Source organism: Litoribacterium kuwaitense, from assembly GCF_011058155.1.
In the GTDB taxonomy this organism is placed as follows: Bacteria; Bacillota; Bacilli; order Bacillales; family DSM-28697; genus Litoribacterium; species Litoribacterium kuwaitense.
The window spans coordinates 1-17,724 of the sequence record NZ_JAALFC010000024.1 but is presented as its reverse complement, the minus strand read 5'-3'; the positions used below and the strand labels follow the sequence as shown (position 1 = coordinate 17,724).

The window sequence follows — 17,724 nt, the reverse complement described above, 5'->3', positions numbered from 1 at the left end:
TCCTTTCATTTATTTTCAATTTTCAAAATTAAACAGCAGACCTTCTTCTTCATCTTTCTCAGCATTTTTTTGCGCCTCAGCTAAATAGTCTTCAACAGACATTTGGTCGAGGAAAACTTGATCAATGTTGTCCCATAGATAATATTGGACATTCGGACCCCAATAAGTCCAAGAGGCAAAACCCGTATTGCCTGCTTCAATCGATCGATTTAATCCCTTATAAACATCGGCTACGAGGGGTTGCACGTCCTCTGGAGGCTCAATCCCTTGGTTTGGATAGAAATAGCCTTGATTAAACATGATCGAACCAACCTCATCACTAAATAACCAATCAAGCAGTAACGCCGCTTCTTCAGGATGTTCAGTAGAAGCATTGATCCCTGCGGATTCTCCCAGCGCCATCGGCAATGTTGGTTCGACACCTTCTCTCCAACTTGGCATGACGAAGAAGTCTGTTTCAAAATCCGTAGGCTCTGTTGTCAGCGTCGCGGTTGCCCAAGTGCCGTCCATCTTCATAACAGCTTGCTCGCTTCTAAATAACGACCATGCATCGTCTCCAGAAATGGCGTGTGATTTCTTTTCATTAATGTAGCCCTCTTGCCAAATGTCTTTCCATAGCGTCGTTGCCTCTCTGACCAAATCACTCGTCCAGGGCACGTCGTTTTTTAGTACCTTTTTCATTTCCTCTGCTCCTAAATACGAGTTATACACCAAAGAGAGCCACCATTCGTTGGCTGGTCTGAAATCGGTCGTTCCAAAGGCAAAAGGGATGAGTCCTTCGTTTTGAATCTCTAGATTTAAATTCATAAACTCGGCAAAATTTTGCGGTTCTTCCCAACCTTTTTCTGCAAAGATATCTTTGTTGTACCAAACGACCATGGATTCATATTGTCCTGGCAGCCCATAGAGCTTTCCATCAACAAATCCAGTATTGTACGCCCAATCGAAATAGCGATCCTCCCAACCATACGTCGCAGCGAAATCATCTAAAGGCAGTAAATAATCTGATTTTGCAAATTGCATGACTTGCGTCGGTCCATCGACCAAAACAACATCCGGACCTGCTCCGGCAACCATTTGCTGTCTGATGAGGGACACTGGGTCTTCATTGTGAACCCACTTCACTGAAATATTCGGGTTCGCTTCTTCAAAAGCCCCAATGACTTCGTTTGCAATAATGTCTTCCTGCGTTTCATTTTCAGGTATATGTGTCATATACAGTAGCTCAACCTTCTCTGTCGCGTTTTCTCCTGTCGAGCGATCTGTCTGTCCACTACCACAGGCTGTCGCAGAAAATACCATGAGAACCATTAAAAATCCGACAATCCCTTTCTTTCTTATCACTGTTATCCCCCCTAAAGCTGAATGTTTACTTACAATCTCTGTAGTTTACTTTCTAAAGCAAACGTTGGGATGCTCACAATCCTATAACATTTAAAACCTGTTTCGAATTCTTTTGAAGCTATCCCTAAAACATGCAACTTAAACTAGCTTTACGAAACCGCTTTCAAATAAAATAGTATTATTAAACACTTTCACCACCTTTATAAAAGACACTTTTAAAAAACTATGACTATTCTATCACCAATAACGAATTTGTAAATAGATAAAATAGTTATTTACGATATAAAGAACGCTGAATAACCGACCTTATTGGATTGCAACAGCTTTATAATAAAGGAAGGTGATGCAGATGAATATTGGTGAAAAATTGAAGAATCTTCGCTTAGCTAAAGGTTTAACATTAAATGAATTAGGCAAAAAAGCATTTGTATCTCAACCCTATTTAAGCGATATTGAGCGAGGCCGAACGATGCCATCCTTGGACAAATTACGATTAATCTGCGACGCCCTCGACGTATCTCTCAGTGAATTTTTCGGGGAAAAAACAACGCTTCCGCCAGACATTTTGCGTCTCTTGGAGAGCCTAAAGCAATTAACCGAAGAAGAACGAATGCATTTAAATGGCTTTATTGAATCGATGTTAAGCAGGGGGAAGTAACAAGGGTCTACGTGCAAGGGCAAGGGTTCCCTTGCTTTTTTATGCTTTCACTTATCCGCTTTCTAAGCCTATTTTTCCCGAAAAACAAAAAAGAGCGCTGAGGAGTTTTTCCTCAACAGCCCTTATTTCTTTGATACAACTCTTATCTTTCTTAAATCGTAGTCCATCTGCGTTCTTGAACATGTTATCCTAAGTAGAAGCAATATTCGGAACTCACGGGTGGATTGGCACTCCTTTTTTAGAAAGGGGGTGCTGCCGATAACGACATATGAAGCTTTGACTTTAATGTTGGCATTCGGAACGCTTGTTTTCTTGATCTCTACAAGAAATAAGTAATCCGCCCTAAGAGTGAGCGCTCTGGCGGATTACGACGATTCCCAGGCCAATCCATTTTTGGAACCGATATTGCTTAGCCGCGGGTGTTGGTCGCACTCGTGGCTTTTTATTATATGTTCTTCTACTTTGAAGTATACCATGAAATTGTCGCAAAATAAAATATTCACGTTGGATAGAATAAATCGTTACGTAAGGAGATTTTTCATGAAAGAAATGCATGTCGTTGGTGCTGTTATTGTACGAGAAGAAGATGACGCAGTATTGTGCGCTCAGCGTTCTGAAAAAATGAGCATGCCTCTTCTCTGGGAATTTCCTGGTGGCAAGGTGGAGGCTGGGGAAACGTTTGAAACGGCTCTCACCCGTGAGATTCAAGAGGAGTTAGGGTGCTATATTGCTGTAGGAGAAAAAATTGCAATGTCCACGATCGAAAAAGAAGCATCGCGAATTACATTACATACATTTGCTTGCCGACTCGTCTCAGGCCAGCCACAAGCTTACGAGCATAAGGAAGTTCGGTGGGTCAAACGCCAGGAGCTTAACAAACTAGAATGGCCAGAATTGGATTTGGAAACAGTGGGTTGGCTCATAAAACGTAAATCCCGCTCTTGAGGTCTTGCATCGTAAATAGCCTCTTCCCAAAATGAGAGAAAGCAAATCCCAGCTTATAGAACTTTATCACGAATGTTTGGAGACCAGTTTTCAACAACAAAACTACGGTTATTTTGAAGAAAACATGATCATCTGTGTGGAAAGCTATATCGGTGAAATGAGCGGAAAAGAAGGGGTCAAACTAGAAGAGCAAGTCGTCATTACGAAGGACGGCTGTGAGCGCATTTCCTCCTTAGAAAGCTTAATCATTCAAGGATACAAATGATACGTTTCGAGGCACCTCTGTCTTATGGGTGCCTTAAATATCTGTCAACGCACTCTTTAGTCTTTCCGAGCGCTTTTAAGACAAGTTCTTCATTCTTCACACGTCGATAATTCTCCCCCGATCCCAACCTTCTTCCAAAACATGCACGCCTACCCACGCCCTCTACATACAATACGGTGATGATACAAAAAAAGGAGGACAATCTTGTATACCTATCCGTATGCTTATCCTTACACATCTTATCCGGCTGAAGATTTTCGCAATAACGCCAACGCGCAACTGCTTAAAGACATTCAGAAAGCGATCAATGGTGAGTACAGTGCCATTGCTTGTTATGAAAAACTTGTAAAAATGGCACCCACACAGAAGGAAAAGAAAAGAATAAGAGAAATATGCAACGATGAAAAGCGCCATTTAGAGGAATTTACGAGAATTTACACTTTCCTCTCTGGAACGCAACCGACGTATATAATCATCGAAGAATGCCCAAACAACTATCGGGAAGGGCATTGAATTTGCTTTTACGGATGAGCAAGAAACAGTAGATTTTTATTTAGATATCGCCGATCAGGCACAGGATCATTTTACGAAAGAACGTTCCCGCCGTGCTGCTCAAGATGAACAAAATCACGCCGTATGGTTTCTTTTTTAAAAAAGAACGCACCAAACATACGCCAGCAAGCATCAGATTACGGCGCGATTCGCGCATTAAACGCAACGACGCTAGCGTTACCGCAAATGCTCACCTATGCGCTTCAAGACGAATATTTAGCACGCACGCTATGACCGTATGATCAGCACCTTTAGTCCCGTTCGCACATTTACAAAGATAAAAGAAGCCGAATTAAGGCATATCAATGCACTTCTGCCTCTATTTGAACGATATGAGGCGCCCATTCCTGAGGATACGTCACAGTCCCTTGTGACCACGCCCGAAACCCTTAAAGCTGCCTATCCCGCCGGTGTTCAAGGAGAACTCGACAACTTTGCGATGTATGAACGATTTCTATCCATGGACCTTCCTTTAGATGTGAGAACCGTGTTTACGCAAGTGCGTGACTCATCTTGCCGCCGTTGAACGAAGCTTGCTGCGCTTCTAAAAGCAAGGGCAGCTCAGTAAGCTGCTCTATTTTATTCTTCATCCACTGGCGATTTGATATGATCCTTATATGTATCTACATAGACAAGCCCATTCGCCGCCAGTACGGCATAGGCGACCTCCGACCTTTTGAGCTGTCGTTTTTTCAATTCCTCCTGCAGCCATGTTTGTGATAGATGATTTTCTGTTAAATTTTTCTCAATGACATCTCCATCCATGATGAGCTCTATTGGCAATCGTTGTTCACGATTCACGGGCACATTTAAGTCCTGCCTTGTCACAGTTCGGAAATGCGGCTTTTTTAACACGGTTAATGTGCCATTCGTTTCAACAAGTGCAAAGAGCACTTCCTCGATTGCAAAGACATCTTTTTCCCGCAACTGTTGATTTAAGTAGTCTAATGTATAGCGCATTTTGCGCATGTTTTTTTCTAAAATCTTTCCGTTTTCAATCACGACCGTTGGGTCACCAGCAAATAGCTTTCTCCCTCTGCGACTTTTTAAAGAGATAAACGCGGATAAGAATGTCACAGCAATAAAGACCCCTAAAGCAATCATCATATGATGCACTTCAGTATCTGTATTAAATGCTAAATTGGCCGCAATAGAGCCCATCGAGATGGTGGCAATAAAATCAAAGATCGACATTTGTGAAACGGTTTGCTTTCCTAAAATGCGTGCACCCATTAGAAGAAAAGCAAAAGACGCAATGGAACGCAACATAATTTCAAGATGTTCGACCACCACACTTCCTCCTTCTCTACAGTTAGCGATAGTCTGTTCATTTTTTCTCGTAAACATTCTGTAGTGTTCTAAAGAAAGGAACCGTATCTGTATAAAAAATAATAGAAAATGTTCAAACTACGCTAAAAACGCATGACCTAAAATCAGAAACAATACGTTTAACCACATACCGTATCAGGGTATAAAAAGACCGATACAAACAAAACAAAGAGGTGTCTCATTCATGAAAAAACAACTATTAGCGTTAGGATTGGTGACAGTGTTCGGTTTGGCTGGATGTGCTAACGGCTCAACAGATGAGCCCGCTCCGGAAACGAATGAAGAGGCTACGACGAATGAAGAAGAAGTACAGTCTGACCAAGGAACAAATGAAGGTACGACAACAGGTGACTCCGCTGAAGATACTGATCATTCTAGTATGAATCATTCCAGCTCAGGAGACGTTCCAGATGACCTCCAGGAAGCAGACAGCCCGACTTTTCCTGTAGGAAGCCAGGCTGTCATTGAAGCTAGCCATATGGAAGGTATGAACGGAGCCGAAGCGACCATTTCTGGCGCATTTAATACGACGGTCTATACAGTCACCTATACACCGACAGATGGCGGAGAACCTGTCAAAAATCATAAATGGGTCATTCACGAAGAAATCAAAAACGCTCAAGATGAGCCTTATGAAGCTGGTGATGAAGTTACACTGACCGCAAAACACATGGAAGGCATGGAAGGTGCAACAGCCACCATCGATTCAGCCCAACAAACGACCGTGTACATGGTCGACTACACATCAACAACGAGTGGAGAAGAAGTCACCAACCATAAATGGGTCACCGAAGATGAGCTGTCCGCGAAATAACGCCGCGTTTCACGTGAAACATTTGAATGAATTAAAAACTGCACTGATCAACGATCGTAATGTTGATCAGTGCAGTCTATTTCGGCTAAAATAAAGCTTATTTTTTCACTTCCGTATATGTTTCTAGCTCAGCGAAAAAATCGGCAAATACACCGGAGGCAGTTAGCGTCTCACCTTCTGTTTCAATGTCCAACAAGAAAGAAGCTTCGCCTTTTAGCTGTGTCAATGTCACTTCTTCATAATAGAATGTATGCTTCGGTTCAGCACTTGTATCCTCACCGTAAATGTTTAATCGATCTTCTAAGAGCTCGATATTGCCATCATACGTCTCGCCGTTTTCTTCAATGGAGACTGGAAAAATGCCGGTGCCTCTAATTCAGCTTCTGACTGTCCAGCGTCTCCCTCATTCGTTTTTTCAGTCTGGGCTGGATCGTTTACGGGCGCTTCTACCCCACGCCGCTCCTCAACGAATAATGTGACATCATCCATCTGCACTGCCAGCTCATTTCGTTTCTGCACGGCTTCTTCTTCCGTATCAAACTGCTGTACTTCGATAAAATACATTCCTTCAGCATCCTTTAGCATTCTCGACGGATCAGCATCCATAAGTCTTTCTTCAAGATGGCCTATTGCTTCTCCATAGGGATAAGACTGTGTCCGCAACGAATATGTCGTTGTTTCCACCGCCTGCTCACCTTCCTTGACATAAAGAACGATGCTAGCAGGGTCTTTCATTTCCATGACTTCATAGTCGACTGGACGAGTAAACTCAATGATAAATCGAATGAGTGAATCATCCAGCGTCATTAATGGATAAACATCTTTCACATACGGACTCTCCTTGATTGCAGCAAATTGCTCTTGGGCAGAAAACCCTCGTGCCCCGCCAATCTCAAATTGCATCGTATACGGATTCTCCGCGTAGCTGACCATAAATGCTCCAGCATCGGCTTGTAGTTCATCGTTTTGCGTAAAGCCAATGACGATCTTCTCAAAGCCGTTTTCTTCAAGCCGGCTTATAGAGCTCACATCAGAGCCATCCGTAATGCTCCCCCCTTCAGCTTCTCCATCCGTAAACTGCAAGATGTCGACGAGCTGACCTATGACTGGAATGCCTTTTAATTGACTGGCAAGCGCCGGAGACACGTTAATTGATCCGACAAAACGGCGAGTGCGGCAACGAAGCCGACAACAGCTTTCCAAACAGGCGAGATTGACTTTTTTTCTTTGCTCATTTCGCTTCGCCCTCGCTCTATTCCCTTCTGAATGGCACCCTCCAGCTCAGAAGGAATGTGAATATCCTCATATTGTTTTTTCAATTCTATTAACCTCTTGTCATTCATAGGTGTCAGCCTCCTTCATGTCAACTTCAATTTGCTTAAGAGCTCGATAAAGGAGCGACTTAATTGTGCTGACAGGTGCATCAAGCACCTCGGCGATTTCAGCCAGCTTCATATCCTCAAAAAACCGTAGAATAACGACAGCCCGTTGCTTTTCACTGAGCTGATCAAGCGCCTCCTCAACCGTCAGTTTATCTTCTACAATATCTCTTGTCGGACTGGCGACATTCTCTAAAACAGTCTCTTCTAAAGGTACAACCCTTTTATTTTTCTTAATAAAATCAATCGCTGAATTCATTACGATTTTCGTTATCCACGTTTTTTCGTATTCGGGCTGTTTCACTTTATGGTAGGATTTGTACCCTTTATAGACAGATTCTTGAATAATATCTAACGCATCCTCTTTATTTTTCACATAGCTGAACGCAATACGATATAGCCGGTGATGATGCTCATGAATTAAAGAGAGGAACCGCTCTTCTTGTTTTTTATTCTTCATCTTTTCACTTACTTTCTCCATGGATTCCTTCGCTGTGTACACGTCACCCATTAGACTGCGATGCCCTTTAAAAAGTCTCAACACGGATCGACTTTTTTAAAACCGCTGTAGACTTTCTGCCAAAAAACGTCCCACCAAAAAAAGAGCTGTCAGGAACGAATATACGACCCCATACAACTCTAAAAAATTTTTCAATATGATGATTTTAGATGTCCTTTCCCGTTCATCATTTCGTTGAGAACGTTGCCAGGGACATTAACAATTTGGGAAACTGCAAGCGTTAAAAAAATGACAACAGGAAAAAGACATGATAAAGCTTGATGGAAAACGAAGTATATAAAATCTTTGCCGTATGTCATTTTTCCACCTCCGATTAAAACAAGAAGCGGCGAATGTCAGCTATGAATCACAATGGGACATCGTGCATGTACAAGATGCTGTGAACGATGAAAGAATACATTTTTAATTCATAGCACTTACCATAGCCACCCCATACCTCACTTTTGTTTTTATAATCTAAGACCAAAACTTTATTGGTGATTTCCATTTTTAAGAAAAGAGGTAAGCGCGAAGATTATTAATGTGGCAATTCCAACAAAGCTAAAAAGATAACCTAATGGAATGAGAAAAAATGGCTCTACTAGAGTGCCATCTGGTTCCACTCTTGAACCAATGATGTTGTAACTAACCATACAAATGGCCCCCATAATAACTGGTATAGAAGCATACAAATACTTTCTTTTCATGATCGTCCTCTCCTTTCAAACCTCTAGAATTGTAAAAAACGCTTGGTACACAATCTAATACCTCACAAATTCTATCTAACATTTGCCCAGAGTCATTCGGAGCTTCACAGCTAGGCTCTGTTACATCTCCATCGCGTTAACTTTGAAGATCCTCCTCTCAACGACTAATTGCATTCTAATAGATATCGACTTGTAATTCAATTGATTTTTATCGTTAAACGACAAATAAATATTATTTAACATAAATAAACAGGTTTTAACGTTCCGACTGCCAAAGGCTCTTCATGTTCACTTCAGCTCTAAATCGTAAGTGCTTTCCACACAGCAGTTTTTGCTAAGCATAGTAAGGACCTGAATGTTGTTCGCGGGTAGACAAATAAGGGAGCACTGACCGGACAAATGCCTATTTGACAAATGCTAAAGGCATAAACAAGGCTGCCAAGACATGCTAAGCATGAGATGGCAGCCTTTTCACTGACTGTATTTACGCTATGTCTCGTTTTTAAATGATATCCTTAAGCCGAAAAACTGCGATTCTGCTGGCGCTTTTCCTTCATCCGCGTCCAATAAATGATCGGAATGAGCATAAGCGCAACGTACGTGCCGATAAATCCGAGAATTGCGTAGCTTGATTGAGCGACGACAATTCCGGATACAATGCTGCCAAAAGAGCCGCCTAAAGCGACACCGACATCGATGGAGCCTTGCATTTTTGCGCGGGTATGAATATTTGTCGAGTCAATAATAATTGCAGTACCGCTAATTAAGCCGAAATTCCAACCAAGCCCTAAGAGCATTAAAGCAATCGTGAGCCAAACGAGAGAATCACCAGGAGCAAATGCGGCTAAAAGCCCCGAGGCCGCTAAGGTAAACGCCGAGGCAACTCCCATCACGTTTCTACCAATACGATCGACGAGCATGCCCGTCCCAAGTGAGGGTAAGTACATCGCTGCGACGTGAAGCCCGATAACGAGGCCGATTGCGGTTAATCCACTGCCGTGATTTTCCATATGGACTGGCGTCATCGTCATAATGGCGACCATCACGACTTGCGATAAAATGAGTAACGAAGCGCCCGCAAAGACACCGATGCGATTGATACGATGCTCCACACCTGTCACTTCCGAAGCTGTCGACTCTTTCGCCAGCTTAGCCTGATGACGAGCGATCGCTTGTGCCACTAATAACGGGTCCGGTCTCATCAACAATAGAATCGTTAACCCTGCCGACAGGTAAGCAACCGCAGCGAGAATAAAGGGTCCGGACAATGGATGAAAGCCGATGGCCTCAGCGACGTGTCCCATTGGTGTGACGAGGTTTGGCCCGGCCACGGCACCGAATGTCGTAGCGACCATGGCGATACTAATGGCGGTTGCTCGCTGTTTTTCGTTGGCTAAATCTGTCCCGGCATAGCGAGCGATCAAGTTTGTTGCCGTACCTGAGCCGTAAATAAATAACGAGATAAATAACAAAGCAACGTTATCAATATTCGCCGCAATAATGACACCAATTGCGCCCACACCACCTGTCATAAAACCAAAGGACAAGCCGTAACGCCGCCCTAAGCGTTGCGAAAATCTCCCAATGAGAAAAGCAGCCAATGCGGAGCCGAGAGTGAATAAAGCTGATGGTAAGCCAGCAAAGCTTTCTGTCCCTAACATTTCCTTAGCTAGAAGAGCACCAACGGCAATTCCCGCTGCAAGCCCAGCACCACCTAAAATCTGCGATAACAAAACGATTTTTAACGAACGCTTATACAACTTTTGCTGTTCAGCTTGTGAATGAACATATGATGCGTATTTATCTAAATGTGTTTGTTTCATAGGCCTTCCCTTCATTGATATCAAAATTTCGTTGCGCACGAATATATACCTATATAGGTATTATACGTGATGGCTTTGTGTAAAGCGACTCTTAGATCTTTATAGACCTTCTTACCATTGCATAGACTACGTTTAATATCAATGAAAATACTAAGGAAAATGCGACTCGGTTGAAACCGGTTAAAGTGGGCTGTTCTCCGAGCGAGTATCGCAAGCATTTCTCACGCTCACAGTGATCAATTCAAATCAAGAAAAAAACAGACCGAGAAAAATAAAGTGCTTCTCTCGGTCTGCTGCATATGTTGATCAAGCGTAGCGTTTTACGGCCGTTTTTCCTCGTATTGGCAAGCATGGCGCAAGTCCTCCAAAGACTGCAGGATGACAGACAAAGCGACAACACTGACGTAAGATGCACCTTGCGCAAACGCTCGCTTTGCTCCCTCAGCATTAGCGGCCACGGTACCGATCGGCATATCTTTCTTGGCTGCCTTCGCATATAAGTCGCTGACGACCTTTTGCACGTCGGGATGCATTGGACCAGCTTCCTTGTAGCCCATATTCACCGATAAATCCGTCGTTCCGATAAACGCCATGTCAATCCCTTCCACACTCATAATGCTTTCAAAGTTTTCAGCCGCTTCCAATGTCTCTATGTGCGGAATGATCATAATATGATCATCTGAGGCATTTAAAAATGCCGCTCCGCTATCTTTGCCAAATCGCGCTGCTCGATGTGAATAGGCTGCTCCTCTCGTTCCTTTAGGGGGAAATTTTGCCCTTTGGACAGCCTGAATCGCATCTGCTTTCGTATTGACCATCGGTACTTGTACCCCTTTTGCGCCGCGATCTAACGCTTTTTGGATGCTAGAAGGGTCGTAAGAGACGCGGACAAGCGGAACAAGACCGACCGAATCGGCGGCACGAATCATTTGCTCTAATTCAGAATGGCTGAACGCGCCGTGCTCATCGTCGATGACAATAAAATCGTAACCTGCATACCCGATGATCTCGACGATATTTGGTGCGTAGATGCCGATAAAGCAACCAAGCACCTGCTTTCCTGTCGCAAGCTTTTCTTTCACTGCATTCTTCATAACCCTCGCCCTTTCCTAAGCTTCATTTGCTGAACGCAACCAATTTTGCAACGCTGATGTCACAGCCTCAGGGCATTCCATCGTGCTTAAATGACCGCAATGTTCAATTACTTCAAGGGTCGAATGCGGTATGAGCTCTGCCATCTCCTCGTGAAGTTGTACTGGGCACACCGGATCATCGCGCCCGACGAGAAGAAGGGTCGGGCACTTGATTTGTCGCAAGCGTTCTCGTGCATCTGTGCGAGTGGCAACAGCACGTAGTTGTCGGACATACGCTTCAGGACCGATCTGTTCAGCCATATCCATAATGGTTGACGTCAATTGTGGATTGCTTTGGCGCTCAGGGTGGATTAATTGTGGGAGAAGGTGGTTTTCAGTGATTTCACTAAATCGCCCTTCTTCCACCATCCGTAACCATTGATCCCAAGCCTGCTTTTGTTCGGGCTTTGGTCCATACGGGTTGGCATTGAGCAGCGCGAGCTTCGTCACTCGTTCTGGCGCTTGATGAACGACTTCCATAGCGACAATTCCGCCTAGGGACAGCCCGGCGAGTGCAAAGTGTTCCGGTGCCTGCTTTAGAATCGTTTGTGCCATCTCTTTAACGGAATCATCTTTCGTTACATCGCCGATGGTGACATTGGCGATATCCGCTAGTGATTCGGTCTGGTGCGCCCAAAGCCGCTCGTCACATAACGTTCCCGGAAGTAAGATTAAAGCGTCTTTTGCCATTATTTTTCGCCAGCTCGCAGCTTTTCTGCCATTTGCTTTTCTAATTCTTCGAAATTCTCGGGCTTGATCATTTTTCCTGTGTCATTCGCATGGAAGCCATGTTCCGCCGCTTTCCGAATGACTTCAGGCGCCCAGTATGGGTCCTTTCCTTCGAACACTTCATGCTGCTCAAGGACAGCAAACGCCCACGCATCCTCATCGCTCACATTTTCAAAGCCTCGCCATAAGCCAGGTGGTAAAGAAATCATATCCCATTGTTCAATGATCGTTTCACCTTCGATTTCGTCTGCACTGTTCCCCCAATAAAAGCGCCATTTTCCCGTCAGTGGGAGAAACGCTTCGATATAATCGTGTGTATGGTACGCTGGACCGTTTCCTGGGGGTGCTTTCACCATCCCAATCTGAAAGCCGTGCGGCTCGGTAATTTCCGGTGAGTATTTATCGTTTTCACTGGCTGTATCACCAATGAGGGCATAGTTTAAGCGCTGATGCCCCGGTAAAATGCTGTCAATAAACATGAGCGGAATCGCTTTGCCTTTCAGTTCGTCAAAACGAACAATCCAGTTATTTTCCATTTCTTCATTTGTAACGACTTTTTTAACTTTTGGTTGTTGAGTTTGCATGTTCATGCTCCTTTACTTATGATGTTTTTATAAAATTTATAATTTAAATGTAACGAGCTTGAGCTCGGTCATTTCCTCCACAGAATATTTAATCCCTTCCCGGCCTGTGCCACTGTTTTTAACTCCCCCATACGGCATTTGATCGACACGGAACGTCGGAACATCGTTCACCATGACCCCGCCTACGTTGATTTGGTTGACAGCAGCAAACGCGCTGTGAATCGATGTCGTATAAATCCCTGCTTGCAGTCCATATTGTGAGTCGTTGACAGCAGCAATCGCCTTATCGAGCGTTGTATATGGCGTGATTGTGACGATGGGGGCAAACGCTTCTTGGCAGTTGACCGACGCATTGGCTGGTGCGTCGGTGATGACAGTCGGCTGTAAAACGCCCCCTTCGCGCTTTCCACCATAGGTGATGGCCGCTCCTGCTTCGACAGCTTCACGAAGCCACTGTTCCACCCTTTCTGCTTCTCGTTCGTTAATTAATGCCGACACATCCGTCTCTTCCGCCATCGGATCACCAATCACAAGATCTTTCGCCCTTTCGATGAATTTGTTTACAAATGTTTCGTATAAGTCTTCTTGCACATAGATGCGTTGGACCGAAATACACACTTGGCCGGCGAAGCTAAAGGCACCTTCGACAGAACGTGCGACGACAGCGTCGATATCGTCGGTACTGTCAATAATAACCGCAGAGTTTGAACCTAATTCCAACGTGACCTTTTTGAGTCCCGCCTTTTCGCGGATCCCTGCACCGACGTCGACGCTGCCTGTAAAGGTCACCATTTTCACGCGTGGGTCTTTGACTAAGATGTCACCAATGACACTCCCTTTCCCAGTGACAACATTTAACACCCCGTCCGGAAGTCCGGCTTGTTCAAAAAGCTCAGCCGTGAATAAGGCACTTAATGGCGTTTGATTTGCTGGCTTTAAGACAACGGCATTCCCAGCGGCGATCGCCGGACCGAGCTTATGGGCCACAAGGTTAAACGGGAAATTAAACGGCGTGATCGCTGCGATAATGCCTAATGGTTCGCGGATCGTGTAAGCAAAACGGTCTTTCCCACTTTTCGCCGCATCCATTGGTATCGTCTCCCCGTGGATGCGCTTCGCCTCTTCAGCCGCGAACTTGTATGTTTCGATCGTCCGGACGATTTCACCGCGCGCTGCCTTTAACGGTTTTGCGCACTCTTTAGCTAAGATGAGGGCTGCTTCCTCCGCTCTTTCTTCAAATAAGTGTGCGACCTTTTCTAAAATGACGGATCGTTCCAGTGCCGTCATATCGCGAATCGTTTGCGCACCTTCCTCAGCGCGAGCCAGCGCCGCTTCGACTTCGCTTTCGTTTGCGAGCGGCACGCGAGCAAGAGCGTCACCGTTATACGGTGATTTTAATTCGTAGTAATCGCTCGCTTCCTGCCAACTTCCGCCAATGTACAGCTTCTTTTCTTCGAGTTTTTTTAACATTACACTCACCCTCTTTGCAGTTTTCCTTGATAAGCTTTTTCATAGATGTGGAGTATCTTTTCTTCTGTCAAGCGATAAGGGGTATTCGCTAAGAGACGTTCGACCGTTGCAGCTTGCTGCGCTAAAGCCGGTAAATCTGCATTTTGAATCCCTAGCTCCTGGAGTGATGTCGGCAGGTCGAGTGTTATCAGTAAGTCATACAAATAGCCAACAACCGCATGAAGCGCCTCATGAGGTCGCTCCGTATAGTTGCCAAGAGACACATAGCCTGCCACATCGACCATCTCTTGGGTACACGTTGTGCCAGTCACTTCAAACACATATGGCATAAGCAATGCGTTAGCGACACCATGTTCAATGTGATATTGACCACCAAGTGGATAAGCAAGGGCATGAACCGCGCCGACACCGGCATTTGCTAGCGAGACGCCCGCCAACGCACTGACCCAGCTCATCCCGACTCTCGCATTTACATTTTTCCCGTGATGGACGGCTTTCGTAATATTTGCCGCAAAGAGCTTCATCGCTTGTTCGGCATAGATTTTTGTAAGCGGCGTCGCTTTCACAGCAATATAAGATTCGATGGCATGCGTAAAAGCGTCTACACCAGAAGCCGCCGTCACCCGCGGCGGGCAAGATACCGTCAGGGCAGGGTCGATGATCGCAAGGTCGGGAAGGAAGCTCGGGCTCACGATGCCTCGCTTTAATGCCTGGTCTTCATCTCCGAAAATGGCATTCATCGTCACTTCTGATCCCGTACCGGAAGTCGTCGGCAGTAAGATACAATGGACGTTTCGCGACGCAATCGTCTGCTCGCCACTGATGAATGGTTCTACGTCTGTTTTGTCAACGAGCGCGGCAGTCGCCTTCGCAACATCAAGCGCGCTCCCGCCGCCAATCCCTATCACAAGCTCACTTTCTTCCTGCTTCACAAACTGCACAGCTTTTTTCAACAGACGAAACGTCGGTTCTCCGGAAATGTCGGTAAAGGTGCTCATCTCGATACCGAGGGGTTCCAGTAAATCAAGAACTCGTTGAACGACGCCGACGCGCTCGAGCCCCTTATCACTGACAACGACAAGCTTCTTCACCTTTAGTTTTTGCACTTCATCAGCCAAGGTGTAAAACGCATCAACACCAAAACGAAAATGTCCAGGCATCAAAAAATCATGAAATGAAACATCTTTGACCGGCTGTTTTTGTAGCGTGTGTGTGTTCAAAAAGGGTTCCTCCTTATCTTTGAATGCGCATTCAAAAATGTGTAAGCCCGTGCATGAACCTAGTCATCATGCACGCATTGCTCTGTAACGTCGTCCTCGCCTTCACTGATCCCTAGATAGATTTGCCTTAAGACATCCAGTCCATCAAACGTGATCCATTCTTCGACAATCCGCTCGCCACGAACTTTCAAATGAGAAATACCGAGAATCTCCACCGGCTGTTTGCTCGGCTGACCAAAATAGCCAATCCCTTCATGGAGCCCTTGCAAGCGCCAGCGTACAGCAACATCCCATTCATCATGAGTGACACCTTCGTTGCAGGTCACCCGATCAACTGTAAACTTTGCTCTCGGGAAGGACGCAAACAAGCTGATAAGCATCCCTTGAATTTGCTCCGCACCGACCAAATCTTTATCACAAATATAGTGAACGACCGCGTGATCGGTGTAAAAGTCTTTAACATGATTAAATAAGCGCCAATCCCACACTTTGTTGTACATCTCCAGGATGAAATCACCGATGTCAAAGCTAGTCGCTTGAGATACGTACAATTCAGGCTCTAACTGTCCTCTCATCGTTTGACTGGCTCCAAAATGGGATTGCAACGATGCTTTATTCTCCCCTTGCTTGGCAAGCTGTTTGGCAATGACAACAGGGTCAAAGCCGAGCTGCTGAACGAGGTGTAAATTGTCACGGACAAGCCATTCTTCAACGATGCGATTCGAATGGACGAAGCAGTCGGCAACGGTTCTGAACGACGCTCGTCTGCCTGTCGCCGATCCGAAGCTTGAATCGCCTAAATTTGTTGCGTTTGACATAATCCGGTGCGAAGAAAGAAATCCTTCTTGATCATTCCCAGACCAGATGACATTTTCAGCAATTAACGTTCGATCTGGAAAAGCGTGGAGCGTTTGCAACGTTCCTGATACGACTTCATTCACACCTTGAATATTTGTTGAACCAGCATGCATGATGACGTCATTATGATACGTTTGATAAATCAAACCAATCGCTTTCTCTTCCCAAATCCGATGCGTAATTTTAATAATGTAATCAACAAAATCTAAATAGTCATCGTCAAAGCCTTGCAAGCTCTGTTTGCGGGCGGTATTTTTGGAAAACTCGTTATAGTCCGCGTACCCTAAACGATTGACTTGTTTTGCATCACCATAGAAAACTTTATCGTCTTGATTCACAGTCTGCGTCAGTGTACCTGTTTCTTGTTTTTCTTCGTTTCGAGGCTCTTCAACCATTGTATATCTCCTTCCATTGAATTACTTGAATCCGCATTCAATAATAATGACAAGCGTCTATTCTTAAATAGCCGTCCATCCACCGTCGACTTTAATCGTTTCTCCGGTGATAAAATTCGCCATGTCAGATGCGAGAAAAATCACAGCACCGGTAACATCTGAAGGCTGCGCCAACTTACCGAGCGGTATTCGATGTAACACATCTTGGTAAAAGTCGTCATCGGCAAACATGTTTGCCGTGAGCTCCGTCTCAATAAATGTAGGGGCAACAGCGTTCACTTTAACCTGATATGGCGCCCATTCTACCGCTAGCGCCTTCGTAAGCTGGACAGCTCCTCCTTTGCTCGAACAATAGGCGGCGCGCTTTACGTAGCCGACAAATGCCATTTGTGAAACAATATTAATGATTTTTCCTTGTTTTTGCGGAATCATATATTGTCCAGCCCGTTGCGAGCAGAAGAAGCTCCCTTTTAAATTCGTATCGAGAATGGTGTCCCAGTCGTCCTCTGTCACTTCGGTCGCCGGCTTCGGAATGTTCACACCGGCATTGTTCACGACGATGTCTAATCCCCCCATCGTGTGAGCAGCATGATCGACCATGGCATAGATGTCCGCTACTTTTTGCATATCAGCTGTCACATAGAAACAATTTTCGTGATGTAGTTTTAATTGTTGAACGGTCTCAGATAGTACAGGTTCGTTCCGCCCCGATATGACTACGCTCGCACCATGTTTTGCAAAAGCGAGCGCGATGTCCTTCCCAATCCCTTTACTTCCGCCAGTCACTAACACTTTCTTGTCTTTTAATTCCGAAAAGTCACTCATGAAAACGCCCCTCCTTTCTACACCGTTTTATAAAGACTGAAGCGAGCCGCCAATGACTGAGAAGAGACTGCCACGATCAGTTTTTTATGTCTGCAGAGATCCCTGTCGTCTTCCGCTGAATTAAATCAGGCTCTAAAATAATTTGAATGCTCGTATCCGTATCTTCATGTTGTTCAATCAGTGAAACGAGCTTTT

Annotated in this window: 22 protein-coding genes and 2 pseudogenes; 8 read left to right on the top strand and 16 right to left on the bottom strand. The window is 44.9% G+C overall.

Features of this window, described 5'->3' with window-relative positions; all coding sequences use genetic code 11:
* Positions 1-15 precede the first annotated feature (15 nt).
* Positions 16-1,344: an ABC transporter substrate-binding protein gene (locus tag G4V62_RS12305; RefSeq protein WP_165202639.1), complete on the bottom strand. Its 1,329-nt coding sequence runs from the start codon at positions 1,342-1,344 to the stop codon at positions 16-18.
* Positions 1,345-1,693: 349 nt separating this feature from the next.
* On the opposite strand from G4V62_RS12305, the gene G4V62_RS12300 reads away from it, so the two are divergent.
* The 7 genes and pseudogenes from G4V62_RS12300 (at position 1,694) to G4V62_RS12280 (ending at position 4,290) form a co-directional block, all read left to right on the top strand.
* Positions 1,694-2,002 carry a helix-turn-helix domain-containing protein gene (locus tag G4V62_RS12300; protein ID WP_165202637.1) on the top strand — a complete coding sequence of 103 codons (309 nt, stop codon included), beginning with the start codon at positions 1,694-1,696 and terminating at the stop codon, positions 2,000-2,002.
* A 219-nt stretch (positions 2,003-2,221) separates the two neighbouring features.
* Positions 2,222-2,338: a putative holin-like toxin gene (locus G4V62_RS20855; protein WP_376768311.1), complete on the top strand. Its 117-nt coding sequence runs from the start codon at positions 2,222-2,224 to the stop codon at positions 2,336-2,338.
* A 204-nt stretch (positions 2,339-2,542) separates the two neighbouring features.
* The gene (locus tag G4V62_RS12295) at positions 2,543-2,947 is read left to right on the top strand and encodes a (deoxy)nucleoside triphosphate pyrophosphohydrolase (RefSeq protein WP_165202635.1); all 405 of its coding nucleotides are present in this window, start codon (positions 2,543-2,545) and stop codon (positions 2,945-2,947) included.
* Between the two features lie 76 nt (positions 2,948-3,023).
* Positions 3,024-3,212 (top strand): hypothetical protein, encoded by a 189-nt coding sequence (locus G4V62_RS12290; RefSeq protein ID WP_165202611.1) that lies wholly within the window; start codon positions 3,024-3,026, stop codon positions 3,210-3,212.
* Positions 3,213-3,491: 279 nt separating this feature from the next.
* Positions 3,492-3,864 (top strand): annotated as a pseudogene (locus G4V62_RS12285) (ferritin-like domain-containing protein).
* Positions 3,849-3,998 (top strand): hypothetical protein, encoded by a 150-nt coding sequence (locus G4V62_RS19940; protein ID WP_246218424.1) that lies wholly within the window; start codon positions 3,849-3,851, stop codon positions 3,996-3,998. Before G4V62_RS12285 ends, G4V62_RS19940 begins: the two are co-directional and overlap by 16 nt.
* Before the next feature lie 4 nt (positions 3,999-4,002).
* Positions 4,003-4,290, top strand: coding sequence for a ferritin family protein (locus tag G4V62_RS12280; protein WP_246218423.1), 288 nt, complete (start codon positions 4,003-4,005; stop codon positions 4,288-4,290).
* A 53-nt stretch (positions 4,291-4,343) separates the two neighbouring features.
* On the opposite strand, the gene G4V62_RS12275 is transcribed toward G4V62_RS12280, so the two are convergent.
* On the bottom strand, positions 4,344-5,033 hold the full coding sequence (locus tag G4V62_RS12275; protein WP_376768312.1) for a DUF421 domain-containing protein: 690 nt from the start codon (positions 5,031-5,033) through the stop codon (positions 4,344-4,346).
* A 244-nt stretch (positions 5,034-5,277) separates the two neighbouring features.
* On the opposite strand from G4V62_RS12275, the gene G4V62_RS12270 reads away from it, so the two are divergent.
* The gene (locus G4V62_RS12270; RefSeq protein WP_165202631.1) at positions 5,278-5,907 is read left to right on the top strand and encodes a YdhK family protein; all 630 of its coding nucleotides are present in this window, start codon (positions 5,278-5,280) and stop codon (positions 5,905-5,907) included.
* 97 nt (positions 5,908-6,004) lie between these two features.
* Here G4V62_RS12270 and G4V62_RS20340 read toward each other — a convergent pair whose 3' ends face one another.
* The 14 genes and pseudogenes from G4V62_RS20340 to G4V62_RS12210 all read right to left on the bottom strand — a co-directional run bounded on the left by G4V62_RS20340 (position 6,005) and on the right by G4V62_RS12210 (position 17,529).
* Positions 6,005-6,133 carry a hypothetical protein gene (locus tag G4V62_RS20340; protein WP_281359121.1) on the bottom strand — a complete coding sequence of 43 codons (129 nt, stop codon included), beginning with the start codon at positions 6,131-6,133 and terminating at the stop codon, positions 6,005-6,007.
* Between the two features lie 74 nt (positions 6,134-6,207).
* Positions 6,208-7,053: a DUF4179 domain-containing protein gene (locus tag G4V62_RS12265; RefSeq protein ID WP_165202629.1), complete on the bottom strand. Its 846-nt coding sequence runs from the start codon at positions 7,051-7,053 to the stop codon at positions 6,208-6,210.
* Complete coding sequence (locus G4V62_RS12260) at positions 7,026-7,250, bottom strand: hypothetical protein (RefSeq protein WP_165202627.1); 225 nt, start codon at positions 7,248-7,250, stop codon at positions 7,026-7,028. The genes G4V62_RS12265 and G4V62_RS12260 overlap by 28 nt, the downstream gene beginning before the upstream one ends.
* Positions 7,243-7,797 carry a sigma-70 family RNA polymerase sigma factor gene (locus G4V62_RS12255; protein WP_165202625.1) on the bottom strand — a complete coding sequence of 185 codons (555 nt, stop codon included), beginning with the start codon at positions 7,795-7,797 and terminating at the stop codon, positions 7,243-7,245. Before G4V62_RS12255 ends, G4V62_RS12260 begins: the two co-directional genes overlap by 8 nt.
* 194 nt (positions 7,798-7,991) lie before the next feature.
* Positions 7,992-8,105, bottom strand: a pseudogene (locus G4V62_RS19935) (DUF817 domain-containing protein); the annotation flags it as partial.
* A 171-nt stretch (positions 8,106-8,276) separates the two neighbouring features.
* On the bottom strand, positions 8,277-8,492 hold the full coding sequence (locus tag G4V62_RS12250) for a DUF3955 domain-containing protein (RefSeq protein WP_165202623.1): 216 nt from the start codon (positions 8,490-8,492) through the stop codon (positions 8,277-8,279).
* A gap of 515 nt (positions 8,493-9,007) precedes the next feature.
* Complete coding sequence (locus G4V62_RS12245; protein WP_246218422.1) at positions 9,008-10,315, bottom strand: MFS transporter; 1,308 nt, start codon at positions 10,313-10,315, stop codon at positions 9,008-9,010.
* A 320-nt stretch (positions 10,316-10,635) separates the two neighbouring features.
* Positions 10,636-11,409, bottom strand: coding sequence for an HpcH/HpaI aldolase family protein (locus tag G4V62_RS12240; protein ID WP_165202621.1), 774 nt, complete (start codon positions 11,407-11,409; stop codon positions 10,636-10,638).
* Between the two features lie 15 nt (positions 11,410-11,424).
* A complete protein-coding gene (locus G4V62_RS12235) occupies positions 11,425-12,138 on the bottom strand; it encodes an alpha/beta fold hydrolase (protein WP_165202619.1) in 714 nt (237 codons plus the stop codon).
* Positions 12,138-12,761, bottom strand: coding sequence for a cupin domain-containing protein (locus G4V62_RS12230; RefSeq protein WP_165202617.1), 624 nt, complete (start codon positions 12,759-12,761; stop codon positions 12,138-12,140). Before G4V62_RS12230 ends, G4V62_RS12235 begins: the two co-directional genes overlap by 1 nt.
* 36 nt (positions 12,762-12,797) lie before the next feature.
* Entirely contained in the window at positions 12,798-14,231 is a 1,434-nt protein-coding gene (locus tag G4V62_RS12225) for an aldehyde dehydrogenase family protein (protein ID WP_165202615.1), read from the bottom strand.
* A 5-nt stretch (positions 14,232-14,236) separates the two neighbouring features.
* Positions 14,237-15,451: an iron-containing alcohol dehydrogenase gene (locus G4V62_RS12220; protein WP_246218421.1), complete on the bottom strand. Its 1,215-nt coding sequence runs from the start codon at positions 15,449-15,451 to the stop codon at positions 14,237-14,239.
* A gap of 59 nt (positions 15,452-15,510) precedes the next feature.
* Positions 15,511-16,704: an ester cyclase gene (locus G4V62_RS12215; RefSeq protein WP_212508768.1), complete on the bottom strand. Its 1,194-nt coding sequence runs from the start codon at positions 16,702-16,704 to the stop codon at positions 15,511-15,513.
* Positions 16,705-16,767: 63 nt separating this feature from the next.
* A complete protein-coding gene (locus tag G4V62_RS12210; protein ID WP_165202613.1) occupies positions 16,768-17,529 on the bottom strand; it encodes an SDR family NAD(P)-dependent oxidoreductase in 762 nt (253 codons plus the stop codon).
* Positions 17,530-17,724: the final 195 nt, after the last annotated feature.

Excerpts from the sequence above, each read along its gene's own strand:
- G4V62_RS12225 (WP_165202615.1), bottom strand. The coding sequence starts at position 14,231 with ATGTTAAAAAAACTCGAAGAAAAGAAGCTGTACATTGGCGGAAGTTGG.
- G4V62_RS12270 (WP_165202631.1), top strand. The coding sequence starts at position 5,278 with ATGAAAAAACAACTATTAGCGTTAGGATTGGTGACAGTGTTCGGTTTG.
- G4V62_RS12300 (WP_165202637.1), top strand. The coding sequence starts at position 1,694 with ATGAATATTGGTGAAAAATTGAAGAATCTTCGCTTAGCTAAAGGTTTA.
- G4V62_RS12280 (WP_246218423.1), top strand. The coding sequence starts at position 4,003 with ATGATCAGCACCTTTAGTCCCGTTCGCACATTTACAAAGATAAAAGAA.
- G4V62_RS12245 (WP_246218422.1), bottom strand. The coding sequence starts at position 10,315 with ATGAAACAAACACATTTAGATAAATACGCATCATATGTTCATTCACAA.
- G4V62_RS12235 (WP_165202619.1), bottom strand. The coding sequence starts at position 12,138 with ATGGCAAAAGACGCTTTAATCTTACTTCCGGGAACGTTATGTGACGAG.
- G4V62_RS12230 (WP_165202617.1), bottom strand. The coding sequence starts at position 12,761 with ATGCAAACTCAACAACCAAAAGTTAAAAAAGTCGTTACAAATGAAGAA.
- G4V62_RS12260 (WP_165202627.1), bottom strand. The coding sequence starts at position 7,250 with ATGAATGACAAGAGGTTAATAGAATTGAAAAAACAATATGAGGATATT.
- G4V62_RS12215 (WP_212508768.1), bottom strand. The coding sequence starts at position 16,704 with ATGGTTGAAGAGCCTCGAAACGAAGAAAAACAAGAAACAGGTACACTG.
- G4V62_RS12255 (WP_165202625.1), bottom strand. The coding sequence starts at position 7,797 with ATGGGTGACGTGTACACAGCGAAGGAATCCATGGAGAAAGTAAGTGAA.
- G4V62_RS12250 (WP_165202623.1), bottom strand. The coding sequence starts at position 8,492 with ATGAAAAGAAAGTATTTGTATGCTTCTATACCAGTTATTATGGGGGCC.
- G4V62_RS12210 (WP_165202613.1), bottom strand. The coding sequence starts at position 17,529 with ATGAGTGACTTTTCGGAATTAAAAGACAAGAAAGTGTTAGTGACTGGC.
- G4V62_RS12295 (WP_165202635.1), top strand. The coding sequence starts at position 2,543 with ATGAAAGAAATGCATGTCGTTGGTGCTGTTATTGTACGAGAAGAAGAT.
- G4V62_RS12240 (WP_165202621.1), bottom strand. The coding sequence starts at position 11,409 with ATGAAGAATGCAGTGAAAGAAAAGCTTGCGACAGGAAAGCAGGTGCTT.
- G4V62_RS19940 (WP_246218424.1), top strand. The coding sequence starts at position 3,849 with ATGGTTTCTTTTTTAAAAAAGAACGCACCAAACATACGCCAGCAAGCA.
- G4V62_RS12275 (WP_376768312.1), bottom strand. The coding sequence starts at position 5,033 with ATGTTGCGTTCCATTGCGTCTTTTGCTTTTCTTCTAATGGGTGCACGC.